Consider the following 4,968-nt stretch of genomic DNA (forward strand, 5'->3'; position numbering starts at 1 on the left):
GGCTTTCTCACCAACCTGCTGAACCCGAAGGTCGCGATGTTCTACCTCTCGTTCTTTCCGCAGTTCATCCATCCCGAGCGCGGCTCGGTGCTGCTGCAGAGCATGCAGCTGGGCATGGCGCAGATRGCGAGCAGCGCCGCGGTCAACACCGCGGTGATCCTCGGCGCCGCGAGCATCACGGCCGTGCTCTCGCAAAGCGCCGGCTGGCTGCGCGCGCAGCGCTACATCATGGGCAGCGTGCTGGCCGCACTGGCGGTGCGCGTGGCGCTGACGGAACGCAAGTAAAAAGAGAAGGAGGGCGCGTGAGATTCAGCCGCGAAGAAATCGAATCCGCGCAGCGCACCGTCGGCGCCGCCATGCCGCCCACGCCGCAGTACGCGTGGCCGCTGCTCGCGCAGCGCCTGGGCTGCACGGTGTGGGCCAAGCACGAGAACCACACGCCGGCGGGCGCCTTCAAGATCCGCGGCGGGCTGACCTACTTCGAAACGCTGGCGCGCGAGCAACCCGGCGTGCGCCACGCCATCAGCGCCACGCGCGGCAACCACGGCCAGTCGGTCGGCTTCGCGGCGCGGCGCCACGGGCTCGCGGCCACCATCGTGGTGCCGCACGGCAACTCGCTCGAAAAGAACGCGGCGATGCGCGCGCTGGGCGTGCAGCTGGTCGAGCATGGCGACGACTTCCAGGCAGCCGCGGAGCATGCGGCCCTGCTCGCCGAGCGGGACGGCATGCACCGTGTGCCTTCGTTCCACCGCGAGCTGGTGCGCGGCGTGTCGACGGCGTATGTCGAATTCTTCAGCGCGCTGAAGGATGCGCCGCCCGATGTGCTGTTCGTGCCGATCGGGCTGGGCTCCGGCTTCGCAGCCGCGGCCGCCGCGCGGGCGCACTGCGGCGTGTCGACCCGGCTCATCGGCGTGGTGTCGGCGCATGCCACGGCCTACCGCGATTCGTTCCGCGCGGGCCGGCCCGTCGAGTCGCCGGCCGGCACGCGGCTGGCCGACGGCATGGCCTGCCGCACGCCGGTGCCCGAATCGCTCGAGGTGATCCTGCGCAAGGCGGACGACGTGATCACCGTCACCGACGACGAGGTGGCCGAGGCCATGCGCATTCTCTTCAGCGACACGCACAACGTGGCCGAAGGCGCAGGCGCCGCGGCGTTGGCGGGCGCGCTCCAGCAGCAGGAGCGCTGGCGCGGAAAGACGGTGGGCATCTGCGTGAGCGGCGGCAATGTCGACTCGGGCATGTTCGCGGAGGTGCTGGGGGGCGCTGGCGCAACGGCCTGACAGGCGGCGCTYTTGTTCAGGGCGCGTGCACAGGCCACCGGGTACTCCCCTCCGCGAATGTCCCCCGGCCTGCGGCCTCCTCCTTTATTTCGCTGCGGGGAGCACCCGATGCCCTGTGCACCTGGACACGCTCGTTGTTCATCGCTGATCAACAACTGCTCTGTCCAACGCTCCCGCTGATGGGGTGCCTTGCGCAGCGAAATCAAGGGGGAGGCCTCAGGCCGGAGGACATTCGCGGAGCAAGGTACCCCGTCGGCGGGAGCGCGCCCCGAACAGCAGCACCCAGAACAACAACAAGCTAAGGCAGCGGCCCCGTACGAGCCGTGTCCAGCGGCAGCCGCGAGACCTCCGCCAGCAACAGAGCGAGCTGCTGGGCAGCCGCATCGACAACAGCCTGCCCGCGCGGCGCCGTCGCGGCGGCGGCGTTGCCCGCGGCGCCCTGCGTGTTGTAGTCCTCCATGGCCCAGCCGAGCTTGGCGCTCTTGCCGTTGCCGAGAATCGCGTAGTCGGCCGCGCGCTGCTCGGAGGTGGAGCGGAAATTCTTCGCCTCGCCCATGCGCACCTGCTGCGGCGCCAGGGCCAGCATCATCGAGGTCTCGATCTCGCCCGCATGCACGCCGAAGCGGTGCTCGCCGTCGCCGAACTGCGCGCCCGCATCGCCCAGCGGCAGGTTGAACCAGCTCACGCTGTAGACGATGAGGCCGTGCGCCGCGCGCAGCTCGCGCGCCACGATGTCCATCGCGCCCACGTGGCCGCCGTGCGCATTGAACAGCACCAGCTTCTTCACGCCGGCATGCGCCACCCCGGCGCCGATTTCCTTCCACATGCGAATCAGCGTCTCGGCCGACAGCGTGAGCGTGCCCGCAAAGCGCGCGTGCTCGGGGCTCAGGCCGATCTGCTGCGTCGGCAAAAACAGCACCGGCAGCGCGGCCGGCAGCAGCGGCAGCGACGCGGCCACGATACCGTCGGCCAGCACCGTGTCCACGCCCAGCGGCAGATGGGRCCCGTGCTGTTCGGTGGCGCCGAGGGGCAGCACCGCGACCGTGGCTGCCACATCGAGCGCCGCAAAGTCGCGCGTCGTCAGTTGAGACCAGTAGCGAGGCAGGGATACCGGGGATGCGTTCATCCGCCGATCTTAGAGCGGTGATTCAATCCACGCGACCCGCGCCTCGCGCGCTTCGACGACACACAAGGACACCCGATGGATCTCCAGCTCCAGGACCAGCACGTTCTCATCACCGGCGGCAGCAAGGGCATCGGCCTGGCCTGCGCGCTCGGCTTCCTGCAGGAGGGCGCGCGCGTGAGCCTCGTGTCGCGCGATTTGCAGAACCTGGAGCGGGGCCGCAAGGCGCTGGCCGAGGCGTTCGCGCAGGCCGAGGGCCGGGTCTCGGTGCATGCAGCCGACCTCAAGGACCCGGCCAGCGCCGTGGCCGCGCTCGATGCGGCCGAGCAGGCCTTCGGCCCGGTCGACGTGCTGGTGAATTCGGCCGGCGCCGCGCGCCGCACGCCGCCCGACGAACTGGATGCCGCCGCCTGGCACGACGCGATGGACGCCAAGTACTTCACCTACATCCACATGATCGATCCGGCGGTCAAGCGCATGGGCCAGCGCGGCCGCGGCGCGATCGTCAACGTGATCGGCCAGGGCGGCAAGGTCGCGAGCCCGGTGCACATGGCCGGCGGCGCGGCCAACGCGGCGCTGATGCTGGTGAGCGCCGGCATGGCCGCGGCCTATGCGGCCAAGGGCGTGCGCGTGAACGCGGTGAACCCCGGCCTCACGCTGACCGAGCGGCTGCAGGAAGGCATGAAGGCGGACGCGAAGCTGCAGGGCATCGGCAGCGACGAGGCGCTGCAGCGCGCCACGGCGCGCCTGCCGCTCGGGCGCATTGCCACGCCGCAGGAGATTGCCAACACGGTCGTGTTCCTGGCCTCGCCGAAGGCGAGCTACGTGACGGGCGCGATCGTCGCGATGGACGGTGCGGTCACGCCGATGATCTGAGCGTGGCGGCGGCCGTCAGCGCCTCGAACTTCAGCGCGAGAAAGTCCACCAGCGCCCGGACGCGCGCCGGCACGAAGCGTCCGCTCGGCAGCAATGCATGCAGCGGATAGGGCTCGGTGTCCCACTCGGGCAGCAGGTGTACCAGCCGGCCGCTTTCGATGTCGGTGCGCACGTCGAGCGCCGACTTCAGCGTGATGCCGCGCCCCGCGACAGCCCACTCGCGCGCGAGCGAAGCGTCGTCCACGCTGCGGTCGCCCTTCACGCGCACTTCGGTCCACTGCCCGTTCTGCGCGAAGCGCCAGGTGCGGTGGCGGCGTCCGCCGCGGTCGAAGGTGAGGCAGTTGTGGTGCACCAGGTCCTGCGGCGTCTTCGGCGCGGGGTGGCGGCGCAGGTAGGCGGGCGATGCGGTGAGCAGCGGATTGGTGAGCGCGAACGGCCGCGCCACCAGCCGTGAATCGGCCAGCGCGCCGTAGCGCAGCGCCACGTCGACCTCGTCGCGCGTCACGTCGAGCAGCCGGTCGCCGACCGACAGCGACAGCTGCACGCCCGGATGCAGCCCGAGGAATTCGTCGAACCAGGGCAGCAGCGTGCTGCGCGTGAGGTCCGACGGGGCGGCCACGCGCAAGCTGCCGACCAGTTCGCCGCGCTCGGCCGTGACCAGCGACTCGCCTTCGTCGAGCAGCTCGAAGGCGCGCACCGCGTAGTCGAGCAGCGTCTGGCCCTGCGAGGTCAGGCGCATGGCGCGCGTCGAGCGCTCGAACAGCCGGGCGCCGAGCTGCGTTTCCAGCCGCTTGAGCGTGGCGCTGGCGGCCGCCGGCGTCATGCCGAGCGCATGGGCGGCCGCCGTGAGCGTGCCGCCGCGGGCGGTCTGCACCAGCACCTGCAGGTCCGACAGATTTTCAATCTTCATTTGAAAGTGTTGCTCCTCGAGGTGGTCTTATCAATTCTGGCTTGCCATCCTACAGTCGAGCCATCGTTCAGGAAACACACAAGGAAAGGTCCTCCCCATGAAAGCCATCGGCTACTACCAGCCCCTGCCCATCGACAACCCCGAGTCGCTGCAGGACATCGAACTGCCCGCCCCCGTGGCCGGCCCGCGCGACCTGCTGGTGCGCGTGAAGGCCATTTCGGTCAATCCGGTCGACACCAAGGTGCGCAGGAACATGGCGCCCGAAGCCGGCCAGCCCAAGGTGCTGGGCTGGGACGCCGCGGGCACGGTTGAGGCGGTCGGCGCCGGGGTGACGAACTTCAAGGTCGGCGACCGCGTGTACTACGCGGGCTCGATCGTGCGGCCCGGCGCCAATTCGGAACTGCATGCGGTGGACGAGCGCATCGCGGCGCTGGCGCCCACGAGCCTCGACGACGCGCAGGCCGCCGCGCTGCCGCTGACCACCATCACCGCCTACGAGCTGCTGTTCGACCGCCTCCGGGTGCCGAAGAACGGCGGTGCGGGCCAGACGCTGCTGGTCACCGGCGGGGCCGGCGGCGTGGGCTCGATCCTGATCCAGCTTGCGCGCCAGCTCACGCAACTGCGCGTGGTGGCCACCGCCTCGCGCGCCGAGACGCGGGCCTGGTGCCTGGCACTCGGCGCCCATGCAGTCATCGACCACTCGAAGCCGCTCGCAGCCGAACTCAAGGCCGCGGGCATCGGCGAGGTCGACATGGTCGCGAGCCTCACGCAGACCGGCC

At 70.4% G+C, this 4,968-nt stretch carries 6 protein-coding genes; 4 read left to right on the forward strand and 2 right to left on the reverse strand.

Features of this window, described 5'->3' with window-relative positions; all coding sequences use genetic code 11:
* Both AC1DOC_RS18710 and AC1DOC_RS18715 read left to right on the forward strand, forming a co-directional pair.
* Positions 1 to 285: LysE family translocator (locus AC1DOC_RS18710; RefSeq protein WP_478130254.1), on the forward strand; the 285-nt coding region annotated here is incomplete at its 5' end.
* Between the two features lie 17 nt (positions 286 to 302).
* Positions 303 to 1,280 (forward strand): threonine dehydratase, encoded by a 978-nt coding sequence (locus tag AC1DOC_RS18715; protein ID WP_478083875.1) that lies wholly within the window; start codon positions 303 to 305, stop codon positions 1,278 to 1,280.
* A gap of 298 nt (positions 1,281 to 1,578) precedes the next feature.
* Here AC1DOC_RS18715 and AC1DOC_RS18720 read toward each other — a convergent pair whose 3' ends face one another.
* Entirely contained in the window at positions 1,579 to 2,406 is an 828-nt protein-coding gene (locus AC1DOC_RS18720) for a creatininase family protein (RefSeq protein WP_478130255.1), read from the reverse strand.
* A 75-nt stretch (positions 2,407 to 2,481) separates the two neighbouring features.
* Between AC1DOC_RS18720 and AC1DOC_RS18725 the strand changes: the two genes are divergently transcribed.
* A complete protein-coding gene (locus AC1DOC_RS18725) occupies positions 2,482 to 3,279 on the forward strand; it encodes an SDR family oxidoreductase (RefSeq protein WP_478079138.1) in 798 nt (265 codons plus the stop codon).
* Here the strand turns inward: AC1DOC_RS18725 and AC1DOC_RS18730 are convergent.
* Positions 3,263 to 4,189: a LysR family transcriptional regulator gene (locus AC1DOC_RS18730; protein ID WP_478079137.1), complete on the reverse strand. Its 927-nt coding sequence runs from the start codon at positions 4,187 to 4,189 to the stop codon at positions 3,263 to 3,265. The two genes, AC1DOC_RS18725 and AC1DOC_RS18730, sit on opposite strands and share 17 nt — an antisense overlap.
* A 97-nt stretch (positions 4,190 to 4,286) precedes the next feature.
* Between AC1DOC_RS18730 and AC1DOC_RS18735 the strand changes: the two genes are divergently transcribed.
* Positions 4,287 to 4,968 (forward strand): zinc-binding alcohol dehydrogenase family protein (locus tag AC1DOC_RS18735; protein ID WP_478130256.1); only part of this gene is annotated, 682 nt, incomplete at its 3' end.

The organism is Variovorax sp. 01T439_2 (genome assembly GCF_056398445.1).

Coding starts and splice junctions, on each gene's coding strand:
- AC1DOC_RS18725 (WP_478079138.1), top strand. CDS start 2,482: ATGGATCTCCAGCTCCAGGACCAGCACGTTCTCATCACCGGCGGCAGC.
- AC1DOC_RS18730 (WP_478079137.1), bottom strand. CDS start 4,189: ATGAAGATTGAAAATCTGTCGGACCTGCAGGTGCTGGTGCAGACCGCC.